This window comes from Microbacterium sp. 69-10 (genome assembly GCF_001897945.1).
Lineage (GTDB): Bacteria > Actinomycetota > Actinomycetes > Actinomycetales > Microbacteriaceae > Microbacterium.
In genome coordinates, this window is the sequence record NZ_MKRT01000028.1 from 256864 (window position 1) to 271981 (window position 15118).

Here is a 15118-nt window from a genome sequence, read left to right on the forward strand (position 1 = left end):
GAACTGGGTCATGATCAGGATGAACACGAACAGGTTGTCGATGGAGAGGCTGTACTCCATCGCCCATCCGGTGAGGAAGTCGAGCGATGTCTTGGCATCGCCGATGAGGAACAGCACACCGGCGAAGATCAGCGCGAGCGTCACGTAGAACACGACCCACAGGGCCGATTCCTTGGTGCTGGGAATGTGCGGGCGCTTCAGGATGAGCAGCAGATCGCCGATGAGGATGGCGGTCAGCACGACCAGCGAGGTGATCTCGAACCAGACAGGGATATCCAAGGGCGGAGGACCTTTCGGAGGGTTGGCGGAAGTCCGAAAGTCTCTCCCCGCACCGGTGGTGCGCCGCGCGACCGGAGCAGCGATGACGGTGCTCGTGATGACGATCTGCGCGATGTCGGGATACTCCCTCTCGCAGATCCCATGCTACCGAACAATCCGCGGTGTCGAGGAATCTGAGACGATGAGGCCGGACGCGACACTTCCTGATCAACAGACACGGACGGGACGGTCATGCCGACCAGCACAGAGGATCGCGAGTGGGCCGCACGGGCGGCATCCGGGGATCAGGATGCCTTCCGCGAGATCTATCGCGCCCATGTGCGGCCGGTCTACTGGATCGCGCACGGCATCCTCGGCTCGGCGCAGGATGCCGAGGACGTGGCGCAGGAGACCTTCGTGGTCGCCTGGCGCAAGCTGCCCGGGCTAGAACTGGCCGGGGATTCGCTGCTGCCCTGGCTCGCGACCATCTGCCGCTTCCAGGCGGCGAACCGGCTGCGGATCCTGCGCCGCGACCGGGCCAACGCCGCGGATGCCCTGGAGGAGACGATCCCCGACACGGTCAGCGTCGAGGATCAGGTGATCTCCGCCGCTCTGGCCGAGCGCATCGCCGAGGAGGTCGGCCGTCTCGACGAAACCGACCGCCGCATCTTCCTGTTGTGCGCGGTGGAGGGCTACGCCTACCAGGTCGCCGCGGAGGAGCTCGGCGTGAGTCATGCGGTCGTCCGCAACCGTCTGTCCCGGGTTCGCACGCGCCTGCGGGGCGCTGCTCAGGAGATGAGGGACGCATGAGCGAGAACGACGGCGTGGAGCTGCCGCCGCTGAGTGACGAGACCATCGCACGGATCGAGGAAGCGGTCTTCGACGACATCGCCGATGAGCGGCCGCTGCTGCGTCCGGCGCAGCAGCAGAGCACAGCGCGCCGCAGGCGACGACGCTGGGCGCTCGGCCTGGGCGTGGCCGCCGCGTTCGCGGCCGGCATCCTGATCTCGCCGCCGCTGCTGTCGGCGATGTCCCACGGCCCGACGGGAGCCGGCGGCGACACCGCCGCCTACGACGCGGGCCCCCTGCCCGCGGTGGGGATGCCGGAGTCCGCGCAGGGCGACGCGGTGAAGAGCGCGTCCGGCGGGAGCGCCCCCGGCGCGAGCACGGATTCCCCCGCCGCGGGCCGCGACATCATCACCACCGCTCGGGTCACGCTGCGCGTCGCCGACATCGCGAAGGCGGCCGATGCGCTGACCGCTCTCGCCGAGAAGCACGGCGGCTACGTGGAGTCCAGCGACATCGGGCTCGAGCCGGGTGCACGATCCGGGACCGCGCCGGACACCGCGCAGGGCGCGCCCACCGAGCCGTCGCTGCCGAGCGGGGACGGGTGGGTCAGCATCCGCGTGCCCGCCGACGACCTCACAGCGGTGATGGATGCTGTCGGGGATCGGGGGCAGGTGCTCGGTTCGTCGATCTCGCGGGAGGACGTCACCTCGACGGCGGTCGATCTGCGCGCTCGCGTCGAGGCGTCGAAGGCGTCGGTGCAGCGCCTCACCGAGCTGATGTCGAAGTCGGGTTCCGTGGCCGATCTGATCGCCGCGGAGACCGCGCTCAGCGAGCGGCAGGCGCAGCTGGAGAGCTACCAGCAGCAGCTGAAGTCGCTCGACGATCAGGTGTCGATGTCCAGCCTGCAGGTGCAGCTGACCAAGCGCACGAAGGCGACGCAGGCCGATCCGGCCGGCTTCGGCGACGGACTGCTCGCCGGGTGGAACGGGCTGATCGCGGCGCTGAACGGCGTGGTCATCGCGTTCGGGTTCCTGCTCCCCTGGCTCGCCGTCGCCGGCGTGGTGCTGCTGGTGGTCTGGCTCATCCGCCGCAGGATGCGCAAGACGCGAGTTCCTTGATTTTCCGGGGTATACAAGAAGTCTTGTGAGAATGCGGAAGCCCGCTTAGCGTTGCGGGCGTGGAACACATCTCCGTCATCACCGCGATCGCGCATCCGCTGCGGCGTCGCATGATCGATCATCTGCAACTGCACGGCGAGACCCAGGTCGGGACCTTCGCACGGGTCCTCGACGCGCAGGTGGGCAGCGTCAGCCACCATCTGCGGATGCTGGAGAAGGCGGGCGTCGTCGAGCGCGTCGACGCACCGGACGGCGACGGACGGGCGAGCTGGTGGCGGCTCGCCAGGAGGTCGTTCACGTGGTCGTCGAACGACTACGAGTCGCCGGCCGACGCGCTTCTGGCCCGTGAGGCGCAGCGCGCGAACGTGCGTCACCAGCTCGACCTGCTGCAGCGCTGGTACCGGGTCTCTCCGCAGAGCGAGGCGACCGGCTTCAGCACGGACTCGCTGGCCTGGGCGACCCAGGAGGAGCTCAGCGACCTGCAGACGCGGTTGAACGCGATGGTCGACGAGTGGCGCCGCGGGATCGATCGCGAGGACGGCCAGGACCGGATGCCGGTGTTCTTCTTCGCCCACGGCTTTCCGACGGAGGTGTGAGATGACCGCCACCGAGCCCACCCTGCTGCGCACGCCGCCCGCGTTCCGCCGCGATCGCCTGGTGCAGGCATGGCTGGTCATCAAGGCGCTGTCGGATGCCGGGGACGCCATCTTCACCATCGCGTTCGCGTGGACCGCGGTGCAGATCGCCTCCCCCGCCGTCGCGGGCCTCGTGGTCGCCGCAGGCACGGTGCCGCGGGCGATCGTGCTGCTGGTGGGCGGGGCCTACGCCGACCGCAAGGACGCCCGGCGGCTGATGGTGCTGTTCAACGCGCTGCGCGTGGTCGTGCTCGTCGCGGTCGCCGTCTGGTGCCTGGCCGCGCAGCCCACCGTCGCGGTGCTGCTGGTCGCGAGCATCGCGTTCGGCCTGTGCGACGCGTTCTTCGAGCCGGCCGCGGGGACCATGCCGCGACAGCTCGTCTCGACCGCCGATCTCCCCGCCTATTCGGCGCTCAGCCAGACACTGTCCCGGCTCGGGACGATGGCCGGCTCGGCGATGGGCGGCTTCCTGGTGGCCGCGTTCGGCCTGTCGGGCAGCGCCGGCCTGAACACGCTGACCTACGTGGTGGTGATCGTGTTCATCGTGCTGTGGCTGCGTCCGCGCTTCGCGCTGCCCCGCGCATCGGCCGAGCAGAGCGTGCTGCGCGGTGTGGCCGACGGGTTCCGCTATCTGGGCCGGGAACGCGCCACCCGCACGCTCGTCATCGCCCTGTCGGGCCTGAACCTGGCCGTGGGGCCGGCGATCTCGATCGGCCTCCCGCTGCAGGCGACGGCTCACGGGTGGGGTGCCGGAGCGGTGGGCGTGTTCGAGGCCCTGGTCGGCGGTGGGGCCATGATCGGCGCGCTCGTCGTCGTGCGACGGCGACCTCGTCGCGAAGCGATCGGCGGATTCGCCGCCCTGATGGTGCAGGGCACGGGGATCGTCGCTCTCGGCATCGGATCGCCGATCGTCGTCGGCGCGGGGAGTCTGGCGATCGGGTTCACCGCGGGCTTCGCCTCGGCTCTGCTGGGGTCGACGTTCGCCGCGACCGCTGCCCCCGACTATCTCGGCCGGCTGGGATCGATCCTTCGGCTCGGCGATGACTGCCTGATGCCCGTCGCCATGGCGATGTTCGGCCTGATCGCGAGCGTCCTGCCGCTCTGGGTGCCGTTCGCGGTGTACGGGGGCGCCATGGCGATGCTGATGATCATGACGCTGCGCAATCCGGGCATCCGGGCGATCTCCTTGCGGGATGCACCCACCTCCTAGACTCATCGGCATGAGCAGCGCCGCCCAGACGCCGACCCGTACCCTCCCGGAGGGGCGGGACCTCACCCTCGACCTGGTCCGGGTCGCATGCGTCGTCCTGGTGGTGTTCGCGCACATCCTGTTCAGCGGGGTGGGACGCAATCCCGACGGCTCGATCCTGATCGAGCGGACGGTCGAGGCGCAGACCTGGTTCGACGTGGCCTCATGGATCGCCGACATCATGCCGCTGTTCTTCGTGGTCGGCGGGTTCGCGGCAGCCGCCGGCTGGAGATCCGCGCAGAAGCGCGGCCAGAGCGAGAGCGAGTTCGTCCGGGTGCGACTGGCGCGGCTCGCCCGGCCCGCGCTGCCGCTGTTCGTGTTCTTCTCCGTCGCGCTCGGCGCCACCCGGATGCTGGGCATCGACCCCTCGCTCGTCGACACGGTCGCGATCGGCGTCGGCTCGCCGCTGTGGTTCCTCGCGGCCTACATGCTCGCGCAGGCGCTCGCGCCGCGGATGATGGCGCTGCACGCCCGGTACGGCCGGCGGGTGCTCGCGGTGCTGCTCGGCTGCGCGCTGGCGGTCGACCTGGTGCGATTCCTGCTGGTGCGCGACGTGTTCGGCGTCCATTCGCTCGCGCCGGATCGCTACGGGGTCGGCGAGGAGCTGTTCGGCATTCCCAACGTGCTGTTCGTCTGGCTCTTCTGCCAGCAGGTCGGCTTCTTCCTGTTCGACGGATGGTTCCGCCGGTTGCGCGCGTGGCAGCTGCTGGCGCTGATGGCGGCCGGCACAGCCGTGGCCGTCGGGCTCGTGCCGGTGATCGGATACTCGTGGAACATGCTCGCGAACCAGTGGCCGCCCACCGTGCCGATGGCGCTGATGGCCATCGTGCAGGCGGCCGGACTCACGCTGCTGCACCGGCCGCTGACCGCCCTGACGCGTGTGCGCGCCGTGCAGGCGGCCATGCTCCTCATCGGCTCGCGGCTGATGACCGTGTACCTGTGGCATCTGCCGATGGTGATGGTGCTGATCGGCATCGAGCTGCTGCTGCCTGTGCCGCTGCCGCACCCCGGCGGGCCGGTGTGGTGGTGGACGCGAGTGCCGTTCCTGCTGCTGGTGCTGGCGGCCGTGTGGCTTCTCTCCCTGCCGCTGGCGCGGTTCGAGAAGGTGCCGCCGCTGACGCCCGTGCGCTCGGGTGCGGCCACCCCGCTGGGCGTCGCACTGTTCGTCGTCGCTCCGCTGGCGATCACAGCCTACGGGCTCGATTTCCCGCTCGCGCTGCTCGGAGCGGTGTGCACGGCGCTCGCGCTGTGGCTGACCGGCGGATTCGCCCGGCGCGGGGCCGCGCCCGCCGTGGGCTCCGCAGGGCGCCCCGGCTGACCCATAAGCGGCTCTCAGCGTCGTCTCACAGTCCTGCGGCATCCCGTTTCTAACGTGGGATGCAACGGGGTTCTTGGTTGAGCACCGGAGAGGACCCCATGGTGAATTCCACAGTGCATCCGCATACCGGACCAGCGCAGACGAGCGCGCGACCGCTGTCCGGATGGTCCGGATGGCCCGGATCCCCGCAGTCGCTGCGCATCGCCGCGTCGACCGCCGCGGTGGGCCTCGTCGCGATGCTGGTCGCCGGGCTGGCCCTGCGCGGCTTCCGTACGGAGATCAGCGCGGACCTGCTGCTCAACCGTCTGCACTCCCCCGTGCTCGATGCGATCTCGCAGGCGGTCTCGGTCGCCTTTCAGCCGGCATCCGCGGTGGTGATCGGGGTGCTGCTGGCCGTCGTCGTGGCCCTGTGGTCAGGGCGCCTCGTCGCCGGTCTGGCTGCCGGCGCGACCGTCGCCTGCGGCTGGCTGGTGACGGGCGCGCTGAAGCTGATCGTCGCGCGGCCGCGGCCGGAATGGACGGATGCCGTTCATCGCGTCGTCGCCCCGGAGACCGACGCTTCCTACCCGAGCGGACATGTCGCGTTCGTCACGGCACTGGCGACCGTGCTGGTCCTGCTGATGTGGCGCACACCCGCGTGCGGGTGGGTGCTCGCCGGTGGAGTCGCACTGGTGGCGGTCACGGCGCTCGCCCGCGTGTACGCGGTGGTGCACTATCCCTCTGATGTCGTCGCGGGTGCGGTGTGCGCGGTCTGCGGCGTCATCCTGGCGTTCGCCGCGATGGAGTCGTTCACGAGAAGGCGCTCTCGAACGGGTGACGCCGCAGCGGCGATCTGAACCGAGCGCACCGAAAGGAAGAAGGCCCTCCGGGAATCCGGAGGGCCTTCTGGTGAGTGACCCCAGCGGGATTCGAACCCGCGTTACCGCCGTGAGAGGGCGGCGTACTAGGCCGCTATACGATGGGGCCGTCACTGCAACCGTTCAAGTATGCCATGACCGCGGAGGCCCCGCCAAATCGAGGCGCGACCTCCGCAGACGGCCCTCAGCCGAGCATGTCCTTGACCATCGGGACGACCTTCTCGCCGTACAGGCCGATCGAGTCCAGCATGGTCTGGTGCGTGATCATGCTCTGGTCGTACTTGAAGTCGAACCGGTTCACGCGCAGCGTGTTGAGCGTCGCGACGATCTTGCGGGCGACGGTTTCGGGCGAGCCGATGTACAGCGCACCGCTCTCGATCTCGCGCTCGAAGTCGCCGACCGCCGGCGGCGCCCATCCGCGCTCCTTGCCCATGCGCGTGCGCATGGCCAGCCAGCCGTCATAGGTCAGCGCGCGCGCCTTCTCGTCGGACTCGGCGACGAGGCCGGGCGAGTGCACCGCGACCGGCTTGCGCTCGACGCCGAACTGGTCCTGCGCGCGCTCGAACAGATCGATGTACGGCGCGAAGCGTGCGGCGGGCCCGCCGATGATCGCGAGGAACAGGCCGAAGTTGTAGCGCGCGGTGCGCACGACGGAGTCGGGGCTGCCACCCACGCCCACCCAGGTGCGCAGCCCGTTCGCGGTGGTCGGGAAGACCCGCTGGTTCTCGAGGGCGGCACGCGTGTTCCCCTGCCAGGTGACGGGCTCCTCCTTCAGCAGCTGCGAGAGCAGATCCAGGCGCTCCTCGAAGAGCTCCTCGTACTGTCGCAAGTCGAATCCGAAGAGCGGGAACGACTCGATGAAGGAGCCGCGTCCTGCGACGATCTCCGCTCGGCCGTTCGAGACCGCGTCGAGAGTCGAGAAGCGCTCGAACACGCGCACCGGGTCATCGGAGCTCAGCACCGTGACAGCGGAGCCGAGTCGGATGCGCTCCGTGCGTGCGGCGATCGCCGACAGCACCACCTCGGGGCTGGACACGGCGAAGTCCGGTCTGTGGTGCTCCCCCAGTCCGAAGAAGTCCAGACCCAGTCCGTCGGCCAGCACGGCTTCCTCGATGAGGTCGCGCACCACCTGCGGGTGCGGGACGGGGTTGCCCTCTGCGTCATGGGTCACGCCGCCGAAGGTGTCGAGCCCGAATTCGATGTCCGTCATGCTCACGACAACCGCTTCCCAGGGAATTTCATTCCGATGCATGGATTCTGCCGCAGGAGCCCGAATCCGCTCGGAAATGCCGAAGGCCCTCCGATCGCTCGGAGGGCCTTCGTGTCGCTGTGACCCCAGCGGGATTCGAACCCGCGTTACCGCCGTGAGAGGGCGGCGTACTAGGCCGCTATACGATGGGGCCGTTCTGGCCCTTGCGGGCCGTTTTGGCAACCGTGCAAGTCTGCCACGGCGCATCCTGCGAATCCAAATCAGGGCGTCTCTTCTCGGTCCGACGGGCGTGTCGCGGCATCCGGCTTGCCCTCGCACCGGCGACGGAGTTGACTCGGCGACATGCGCGTCACCAAGTTCGAACATGCGGCCCTCCGTCTCGACCACCTCGGCCAGACGCTCGTGATCGACCCGGGCTCGTTCACCACTCCCCTGGACGACCTGCACGATCTCGTGGCGATCGTCCTCACCCACGAGCATCCGGACCACTGGACACCCGGGCACCTCGACCGGATGCTGCGCGATGCCCCCGGCACGCCGATCTACGCCCCCGCGGGCGTCGCCGCGGCGGCGGGCGACTACGACATCAACATCGTCCGGCCCGGCGACACGGTCACCGTCGGCGAGTTCACCCTGCGCTTCTTCGGCGGCGATCACGCCGTGATCCACTCATCCCTGCCGCACGTCGACAACGTCGGCGTCCTCGTCAACGAGCAGCTCTACTACCCCGGGGACTCGTACGCCGTGCCCGAGGGCGTCGAGGTGGACACGCTCGCGGCGCCGCTCGGCGCGCCGTGGCTGAAGATCGGCGAGGCCATCGACTTCGTGCTCGCGGTCGCTCCGAAGCGGGCGTTCGGCACGCACGACATGACCCTCTCCACGATCGGGCGCACCATGCATCAGCAGCGGCTGCAATGGGCCGCCGAGCAGGGCGGAGGCGCATTCGTCGACCTCCAGCCCGGGGACGCACTGGACCTCTGACAGCGACACCTCGAGAGGCTGAGCGACCCAGCGAGGCGCGACCTGAGAGTCAGGCCTGCGCCGCCCGCACCCGGATCTCCCGCGCGAGGTCGTCGCGCGACTCGATCACGAGGCGCCGCAGCGCACCTGGTGCGTCGGAGTTCGCCTCCAGCCACGCGTCCACGAGGTCCGTGTCGGCCGTCGCGGGGAACAGCCCCACGACCAGGCGCTGTGCGAGCTCGATCGAGCGGGTGCCCCAGACCTCGCGGATCCGGTCGAAGTACTCGCCGTCGAAGGCGGCGATCAGATCCCGGCGCCCGCCCGCCCGGAAGCCGCCGATCGTCGCGTCCAGGTGATCGTTGCTGAGGGTGAGGTCGTTCCACGCGGAGTCCCACGCCGCCGCGCGCGTCGCCGCATCCGGGCGGGACGCCAGCGCGCGGATCTCCGCGGTGCGGCCGGTGGCGGTGTCGTCCGCGGCGCGCTCGGCGATGATCTCCTCGACGGTCGCGTCGCCCGTGGTGGCGAGGGCCGTCAGCATCAGCCAGCGCAGGTCCGCGTCCACAGGAAGTCCGCGCGGCGCGCCGCCGTTCAGGATGCCGCGCACGGCATCCGCATGGTGCGCGTCGAAGCCGGATGCCGCCGCGAACGCGCGTGCCCAGGCCAGCTGCGCGTCACTGCCGGCATCCGCCGACTGCAGCGCGGACCACGCCGCATCCACCCACGCGCGGCCCTGCTCGTCGCGGGCATCGTCGGCGACGTAGTGGCGCACGGCGAACGCCGCGTTCACCAGCACGGTGGTCAGCAGGGCGACGTTGGACTCGGCGGGCGCGTGGCGGCGGACGATCTCGAGGTAACGGATCGCCGCGAGCTCGCCGTCGCGGGTGGCGTTCCACAGCGACGACCACACGAGGCCGCGCACCAGGTCGTCCTCCAGCGTCGACAGCGACTCCTCCACGGCCGTCAGCGACCGCTCATCCAGCCGCGCCTTCGCATAGGTCAGGTCGTCGTCGTTGAGCAGGGTCAGGTCGGCGTCCGGGATCTCGACCTCGGTGCGCTCCTCATCGATGCCGAGCTCGATGCGCTCGCGCAGGGCGAGGCGGCCGCCGTCCAGGTCGTACAGGCCGATGCGCAGACGGTGCGGACGCGGCCCCGCCGCGCCTCCGTCCTGCACGAGGAAGCGCCGGCCGTCGGCATCCGTCTCCAAACGGAGAGCCGAGACCCCGCTGGTCTCGAGCCAGGCGCGCGACCAGGCGCGCAGGTCCTGCCCGGACACCTCGCCGAGCTTGTCGAGCAGGTCGTCGAGCGTGGTGTTCCCGAACGCATGCGCGGCGAAGTAGCGGCGGGCGCCCTCGAAGAACGCGTCCTCGCCCACGAACGCGACGAGCTGCTTGAGCACCGCCGCACCCTTGGCGTAGGTGATGCCGTCGAAGTTCAGCTTGGCCGCCTCCAGGTCGGGGATGTCGGCCACGATCGGATGCGTGGTGGGCAGCTGGTCCTGTCGGTACGCCCAGGCCTTGCGGCTGTTCGCGAAGCGCGCCCACGCGTCCGTGAAGCGCGTCGCCGCGGCGGAGGCGTGCGATCCCATGTAGTCCGCGAACGACTCCTTGAGCCACAGGTCGTCCCACCACCGCATGGTGACCAGGTCGCCGAACCACATGTGCGCCATCTCGTGCAGGATCGTGTTGGCACGGCCGCCGCGCTGCGCGTCGGTCGCCGCCCCGCGGTTGATGTACGCCTCGGTGAAGGTGACCAGGCCCGGGTTCTCCATGGCGCCGAGGTTGTACTCCGGCACGAAGATCTGGTCGTACTTTCGCCAGGGGTAGGGGTAGGCGAACGCATCGCTGAAGAGGTCCAGGCCCTGTCGTGTGACCTCGAGGATCTCGTCGGCCTCGAGGTGCTCGGCCAGCGACGCGCGGCACAGCACGCCCAGGTCGATGTGCTGGCCGTCGCGCGACCACTCGCCGTCGATGCGCGCGTAGGGACCTGCGGCGACCGCAGTGATGTAGCTGGAGATCGGCAGCGTCGGCGCGAACTCGATGCGCTGCACCCCGATGCCCTCGTGCACGCGCGCGGCCGACTGGTTCGAGAGCACGTGCCAGCCGGCGGGCGCCGACACGTCGAACGTGTAGGCGGCCTTCATGTCGGGCTGCTCGAAGCACGCCATGACGCGTCGCGCGTCGGCCGGCTCGTACTGGGTGTACAGGTAGGTCTCGCCGTCGACGGGATCGTGGAACCGGTGCATCCCCTCGCCGGAGCGGCTGTACGCCGCCACCGCCTCGACGCGGACCTCGTTCTGCGCCGCCAGGCCCTCGATCGAGATGCGGGCGCCGTCCCAGCGGACATCCTGCTCCTCGCCGTTCACCACCACGCGGGAGACGCTCTCGCCGATGAAGTCGATCCACGTCTCCGTCGCGGTGGCGTCGAAGCTCAGCGTGGTGACGGTCGGGAATCCGGTGCGGGCCCGCTCGGGTGCGCCGCTCAGGTCGAGTTCGACGCGGATGCTGTGGACGGTGATGTGCGCCGCACGCTCCGCGGTCTCGTCACGGCTGAGGTTGGCGGTCACGTTGGCAGAACTCATTGCTCCATCGTGTCACGTCGGCCGACCCCATCTCCCCCGGATCCGTCGCGAACCAATGTTGCGAAGAGTTCTTCGCAACATTAGCCTGGCGGGCATGGAACGCGACGAGCTCAGCACCGCGCAGCTGCGCGTGCTCTCCCATCCCATGCGCCTGGCCTTCCTCCGTCGCCTGCGCGAGCAGGGACCGGCGACGTCGCGCATCCTCGGCCGGGAGTTCGAGCTCGACTCCGGCGCTGCGAGCTATCACCTGCGCCGTCTGGAAGCCGGCGGTCTCGTGACCGAGGAACCCGGCATGGGCACGCAGCGGGAGCGCTGGTGGCGTGCGGCCGCGGGTACGCTGCAGTTCGACGCCGCCGAGCACGAGGACGACGCGATGACCAGGCAGTACGTGCAGTCGACCGTGCTGATGAACGCCGAAGAGCTGTACCGCGTCGCAGCCGACGTGCCGCGTGCCGATGCCGCATGGCTGGCGGAGTCGGCCTTCATCGATCTGCGGATCCCGCTCGACGGGCCCGGGCGCAGGGCGCTTCGCGCGGAGCTCATGGCGGTGATCGACCGTCATCGGGCCGCAGAGGGAGACCCGACCACGCAGATCCGCCTGCAGATCTACGGCAGGCCCTGATGATGGGCATCCGAGGAGACGCAACTCGATGGGTGCTCGCGTACACGCTCGCGATCCTCGGCGACGTCGCGTACTACCTGGTGCTCACCTGGGCGGCAGCGGAAGCCGGCGGCGCCGGCTGGTCGGGACTGATCCTGGCCGCCGGCTCGGTTCCGCGCCTGCTGCTCCTGCTGGTGGGAGGCCTGCTCGCCGACCGCATCGACCCGCGCCGCATCGCGATCTGGACGGACACCGCCCGCTCGGTGACCCTCATCGCCGCGAGCGCCCTCACCGCCCTGCTCGGCGTGCTCCCCTGGTGGCTGCTGGCCGTCGCCGTGATCTTCGGGATCGTGGATGCCTGTTTCATCCCGGCCGTCGGCGCGATGCCCGCCCGGCTCGTGGCGGCCGAGGACCTCACGCGTCTCCAGGCGTGGCGGCTCAGCGGACTGCGCATCGGCAACGCCGTGGGTCCGCTGCTCGGTGCTGTGCTGCTGGCTGCGGGCGGCACCGCCGCGTTCGCGGTGCTCGCCGTTCTCTTCCTCGGGTCCGTGCTGCTGCTGCGCGGCATCCGACCGCGCACCGCGTCGACGACCGACGACGCGCCGCAGCCCCTGGCCTCGGGATCGGGCTGGCAGACTGTCCGGCGGCTGCGGATCGCACCCCTGGTGATCGGCACAGCCCTGTCCGAGCTGCCGTTCTCCGGGCCCGTCGGCGTGGCCATGGTGCTGCTCGCGCAGGAGCGCGGCTGGCATCCCGGACTGGCAGGCGCCATGCTGACCGCCTTCAGCCTGGGCGGACTCGCCGTCAGCCTGCTGATGTCGACCCTGCCCGCGGTGGGCGGCCGCCTGACCGTGCTCGGCTCGGTGGCGGCGACAGCGATGCTCCTGCTCCTGTTCGGGATGGCTGCAGATGCCGTCCCTGCCGTGCTGCGCAGTACCGGGCTGGGCGTCGCGAGCGGCGTGACGCAGGTGATCTGCCAGGGCCAGGTGCAGCGCTCCGCGCCGGTGGCGATGCTCGGCCGGGTAACTGCAGTGCTCACCCTGCTCACCCTCGGGCTCAGTCCGCTCGCCTACGCCGGCGTCGGCGTCGTGGCGGACCTCGCGGGGCTGCCGGTCTTCTTCGCCGTGGCCGCGGGCGTGATCCTGCTGTCGGGACTCCTGCTGGCGACCGCGAGGTTCGGACCTCCGCGCGCGATCACGCCGATCGCGGCCTGACGCGGATCAGCCGAAGGAGCCCGTCGTGAGGAACACCGCACCGCCCAGGAGGAAGATCGCGAGCAGCAGGTAGCCGACGCAGCCGATGTACCCGAGGATCAGGCCGACGATCGCGAACGCGGAACCGCTCTCTCCTCGAGTCCTGATCTGCGACAGGGCGATGTGGCCCATGACCACGGGGATCAGCGCGAAGCCGCACAGTCCCAGGATGAACGATGCGATCGCCAGACCGTTCGTCCTCGGCTGAGCCGCGACGTAGACGGGTGCGTACTGGGGTGCGGGGCTGTGGCTCATGCTTCGAAGATAGACGCCGCGCCCGCGCCTGTGGTCGCGGCCCCGTCGCGATCCTGTCGCAGTCCTGCGACAGGATCGCGGGTCGTCAGACCGTCGCGACGGCCTGCGCCTTCACGAGCGCCTGCTCGAGGTCGGCCGCGAGGTCCTCGACGTTCTCGAGGCCGATCGACAGCCGCACGATGTCGGCTCCGGGACGGGCCTCGGGTGCGACGGGACGATGGGTCAGGGCAGCCGGATGCTGCAACAGGGAGTCCACTCCCCCGAGCGAGACCGCGTGGGTGAACAGGCGGACGGCGCCGGTGAGAGCCTCGGCCGCCGCGTAGCCGCCGGCCAGCCGAATGGCGATCATGGCTCCGCCGCCGCTCATCTGGCGTCCGACGATGCCGCGCTCGTCACCGAGCCCCGGGTAGAAGACCTCGGCCACCGCCGGGTCGCCCTGAAGCCGCTCGGCCAGCGCCTGCGCGCTCGCCTGCTGCGCCTGCATCCGCACCGGCAGGGTCGCGAGCCCTCTGTGCAGCAGGTACGCGCCGAGCGGGTGCAGGAGCGCACCCGTGATGGCGCGCACGCGGCGCAGCGCCTGCGCGGTCTCCTCCGCGCACGCGATCACGCCGGCGATCACGTCGCCGTGACCGCCGATGTACTTCGTCGCGCTGTGCAGCGACATGGCAGCTCCCAGGTCGAGCGGGTTCTGCAGCAGCGGTGTGGCGAAGGTGTTGTCGACCATCACCGGCACACCCTGCGCCTGCGCGACGACAGCCGCGATGTCGACGAGATCCAGGGTCGGGTTTGCGGGCGTCTCCAGCACGATCAGCCCGGTGTCGGGCCGGATGCTGGCCGCGACCTCGGTCTCGTGGCAGAAGGTGACCTCGGCGCCGAGGAGCCCCGAGTCCAGCAGGTGGTCCGTCCCGCCGTACAGCGGACGAACGGCGACGATGTGGTGCTTGCCGGCCGCGGTCGTGTGCGAGAGGATCGCCGCCGTCGTGGCGGCCATCCCCGAGCTGAACGCCACCGCGGCCTCGGCGTGCTCGAGCTCCGCGAGCGCCTCCTCGAAGCGCGCGACCGTCGGGTTCCAGAGTCGCGCGTACACGTTGCCGCCGTCCGGCAGCGGGTGCCCGCCGTTCGCCATCGACTCGTAGGAGTCGCCGCCGTGCAGGATGTCGGGCAGCGGATTGGTCGATGACAGGTCGATGGGTGCGGCGTGCACACCCATCGCGGCGAAATCGGAGCGCCCGGCGTGGACGGCGACGGTCTCAGGATGCAGCGGCAGATCGGACATGCCAACAGGATGCGTCGGTGAGTGATCAGAGTCCAGCATGCTTGTCGCAGCGACCTCACTACAGCGATAACCTTGCTCGTAGAGCAAGCCGAGTCGTTCCACAGGAGGATCCGTTGGCCAACTCGCATGGATCGGCGTCCACAGTCGACGCACTGGACCTCCGCATCCTGTCAGCCCTGTCCGCCCAGCCGGACGCTCCGGTGAAGCAGCTCGCCGCGATGCTCGGCATCCCCGCGTCCACCTGCGCCTTCCGCGTGCGCTCGCTGCGCGCCCGCGGCGTGATCGCGGGGCTCGAGCTGGTGATCGACCCCGCGGCGCTGGGGGCGACGGTGCAGGCGATGATCCGCGTGAGGCTGGCCAATCACAGCAAGAGCGGTGTGGACGCCCTGTTCGATGCGCTGGTGGCCACCCCTGGTGTGCTGCAGGTGTTCCACATCGCGGGCGCGGACGACTTCCTGGTGCACGTCGCGGTGGCGGATGCCGCAGCGCTGCGCGACATCGTCCTGGAGCACATCACGGTGCACGACGTCGTGCGCGCCACCGAGACGCAGCTCGTGTTCGAGCGCCGCCGGGGCGCAGGGGTGCTGACCGCACTCGCCGCGTCATGACATCATCACCTTCATGACTCTGTCCATCGACCAGTTCCGCTCCGCTCTGCTGGACTCCCGCCGGCGCGCCGGGCTCGGGATAGCCCTCACCGACGCGGACGCGCAGCTGGTCGTCGCCGATCCGATGTCCTCACAGGCCTGGTACGGGTACTG

At 70.1% G+C, this 15118-nt stretch carries 14 protein-coding genes, 2 tRNA genes and 1 pseudogene; 10 read left to right on the forward strand and 7 right to left on the reverse strand.

Going from position 1 to position 15118, the window contains the following annotated elements; translation table 11 throughout:
* A pseudogene (locus BGN97_RS15830) lies at positions 1–279 on the reverse strand (TerC family protein); the annotation flags it as partial.
* 231 nt (positions 280–510) lie between these two features.
* Between BGN97_RS15830 and BGN97_RS15835 the strand changes: the two are divergent.
* The 6 genes from BGN97_RS15835 (at position 511) to BGN97_RS15860 (ending at position 6203) form a co-directional block, all read left to right on the forward strand.
* Positions 511–1068 (forward strand): RNA polymerase sigma factor, encoded by a 558-nt coding sequence (locus BGN97_RS15835; RefSeq protein WP_292703542.1) that lies wholly within the window; start codon positions 511–513, stop codon positions 1066–1068.
* Complete coding sequence (locus BGN97_RS15840) at positions 1065–2165, forward strand: DUF4349 domain-containing protein (protein ID WP_292703546.1); 1101 nt, start codon at positions 1065–1067, stop codon at positions 2163–2165. Before BGN97_RS15835 ends, BGN97_RS15840 begins: the two co-directional genes overlap by 4 nt.
* A gap of 59 nt (positions 2166–2224) precedes the next feature.
* On the forward strand, positions 2225–2761 hold the full coding sequence (locus tag BGN97_RS15845; protein WP_292703549.1) for a helix-turn-helix domain-containing protein: 537 nt from the start codon (positions 2225–2227) through the stop codon (positions 2759–2761).
* 1 nt (position 2762) lies between these two features.
* Positions 2763–4010: an MFS transporter gene (locus BGN97_RS15850; protein ID WP_292703552.1), complete on the forward strand. Its 1248-nt coding sequence runs from the start codon at positions 2763–2765 to the stop codon at positions 4008–4010.
* Positions 4011–4020: 10 nt separating this feature from the next.
* The gene (locus BGN97_RS15855) at positions 4021–5367 is read left to right on the forward strand and encodes an acyltransferase (RefSeq protein WP_292703555.1); all 1347 of its coding nucleotides are present in this window, start codon (positions 4021–4023) and stop codon (positions 5365–5367) included.
* Positions 5368–5465: 98 nt separating this feature from the next.
* A complete protein-coding gene (locus BGN97_RS15860) occupies positions 5466–6203 on the forward strand; it encodes a phosphatase PAP2 family protein (protein WP_292703558.1) in 738 nt (245 codons plus the stop codon).
* Between the two features lie 57 nt (positions 6204–6260).
* On the opposite strand, the gene BGN97_RS15865 is transcribed toward BGN97_RS15860, so the two are convergent.
* The 3 genes from BGN97_RS15865 to BGN97_RS15875 form a co-directional block, all read right to left on the reverse strand.
* A tRNA-Glu gene (locus tag BGN97_RS15865) sits at positions 6261–6333 on the reverse strand.
* Positions 6334–6408: 75 nt separating this feature from the next.
* On the reverse strand, positions 6409–7434 hold the full coding sequence (locus BGN97_RS15870) for an LLM class flavin-dependent oxidoreductase (RefSeq protein WP_292703559.1): 1026 nt from the start codon (positions 7432–7434) through the stop codon (positions 6409–6411).
* A gap of 120 nt (positions 7435–7554) precedes the next feature.
* Positions 7555–7627 (reverse strand) — tRNA-Glu (locus BGN97_RS15875).
* 149 nt (positions 7628–7776) lie between these two features.
* Between BGN97_RS15875 and BGN97_RS15880 the strand changes: the two genes are divergently transcribed.
* Positions 7777–8415 carry an MBL fold metallo-hydrolase gene (locus tag BGN97_RS15880; RefSeq protein ID WP_292703562.1) on the forward strand — a complete coding sequence of 213 codons (639 nt, stop codon included), beginning with the start codon at positions 7777–7779 and terminating at the stop codon, positions 8413–8415.
* A gap of 49 nt (positions 8416–8464) precedes the next feature.
* Here the strand turns inward: BGN97_RS15880 and pepN are convergent, their stop codons facing one another.
* On the reverse strand, positions 8465–10972 hold the full coding sequence (gene pepN / locus BGN97_RS15885) for an aminopeptidase N (protein WP_292703565.1): 2508 nt from the start codon (positions 10970–10972) through the stop codon (positions 8465–8467).
* 94 nt (positions 10973–11066) lie between these two features.
* On the opposite strand from pepN, the gene BGN97_RS15890 reads away from it, so the two are divergent.
* Together BGN97_RS15890 and BGN97_RS15895 are read left to right on the forward strand one after the other, a co-directional pair.
* Positions 11067–11594: a helix-turn-helix domain-containing protein gene (locus BGN97_RS15890; protein ID WP_292703568.1), complete on the forward strand. Its 528-nt coding sequence runs from the start codon at positions 11067–11069 to the stop codon at positions 11592–11594.
* A gap of 32 nt (positions 11595–11626) precedes the next feature.
* On the forward strand, positions 11627–12787 hold the full coding sequence (locus tag BGN97_RS15895) for an MFS transporter (protein WP_292703572.1): 1161 nt from the start codon (positions 11627–11629) through the stop codon (positions 12785–12787).
* Between the two features lie 6 nt (positions 12788–12793).
* Here BGN97_RS15895 and BGN97_RS15900 read toward each other — a convergent pair whose 3' ends face one another.
* Together BGN97_RS15900 and BGN97_RS15905 are read right to left on the reverse strand one after the other, a co-directional pair.
* The gene (locus BGN97_RS15900) at positions 12794–13081 is read right to left on the reverse strand and encodes a DUF4190 domain-containing protein (protein ID WP_292703575.1); all 288 of its coding nucleotides are present in this window, start codon (positions 13079–13081) and stop codon (positions 12794–12796) included.
* A gap of 85 nt (positions 13082–13166) precedes the next feature.
* Positions 13167–14357, reverse strand: coding sequence for a PLP-dependent aspartate aminotransferase family protein (locus BGN97_RS15905; protein ID WP_292703576.1), 1191 nt, complete (start codon positions 14355–14357; stop codon positions 13167–13169).
* 113 nt (positions 14358–14470) lie between these two features.
* Between BGN97_RS15905 and BGN97_RS15910 the strand changes: the two genes are divergently transcribed.
* Positions 14471–14965: an Lrp/AsnC family transcriptional regulator gene (locus tag BGN97_RS15910; protein ID WP_292703578.1), complete on the forward strand. Its 495-nt coding sequence runs from the start codon at positions 14471–14473 to the stop codon at positions 14963–14965.
* The last annotated feature ends 153 nt before the right edge of the window (positions 14966–15118 follow it).